The organism is Burkholderia sp. BCC1977, assembly GCF_905339595.1.
GTDB lineage: Bacteria > Pseudomonadota > Gammaproteobacteria > Burkholderiales > Burkholderiaceae > Burkholderia.
Genome location: NZ_CAJPGQ010000165.1, coordinates 1 through 584, shown reverse-complemented (window position 1 = coordinate 584; position 584 = coordinate 1). Strand labels below are relative to the sequence as shown.

General features: G+C 64.9%; 1 protein-coding gene and 1 pseudogene. Both read left to right on the top strand.

Annotation, left to right across the window (positions count from 1 at the left end; all coding sequences use genetic code 11):
* On the top strand, positions 1–346 hold a 346-nt coding region (locus U5771_RS35290), incomplete at its 5' end, for an electron transfer flavoprotein subunit beta/FixA family protein (RefSeq protein WP_415859477.1).
* A gap of 16 nt (positions 347–362) precedes the next feature.
* Positions 363–584: pseudogene (locus tag U5771_RS35285) on the top strand (electron transfer flavoprotein subunit alpha/FixB family protein); the annotation flags it as partial.

Below are 584 nucleotides of genomic sequence, written 5' to 3'. Positions count from 1 at the left end.
CGGGCTGCCGCAAGCGACGTTCGCGTCGAAGGTCACGATCGCCGATGGTCGTGCGACGGTCGCGCGTGAAGTCGACGGCGGCGCGGAAACGCTGTCGCTTCAACTGCCGGCGGTGGTGACGACCGACCTGCGCCTGAACGAGCCGCGTTACGTGACGCTGCCGAACATCATGAAGGCGAAGAAGAAGCCGCTGGAAACGGTGAAGCCGGAAGACCTGGGCGTGGACGTCACGCCGCGTCTGAAGACGCTGAAGGTGGCCGAGCCGCCGAAGCGCGCGGCCGGCGTGAAGGTGCCGGACGTGAAGACGCTGGTCGAGAAGCTGAAGACCGAAGCCAAGGTGCTGTAAGAGGGAGCGGAAAGAAATGACGATTCTGGTGATTGCAGAACACGACAACGCGTCGATCAAGGCCGCGACGCTGAACACGGTGGCAGCGGCGGCGAAGATCGGTGGTGACATCCACGTGCTGGTGGCAGGCCACAACGCGCAAGCAGCAGCCGACGCAGCGGCAAAGATCGCGGGCGTTTCGAAGGTGCTGCTGGCCGACGCGCCGCAACTCGAAGCGGGCCTCGCGGAAAACGTCGAA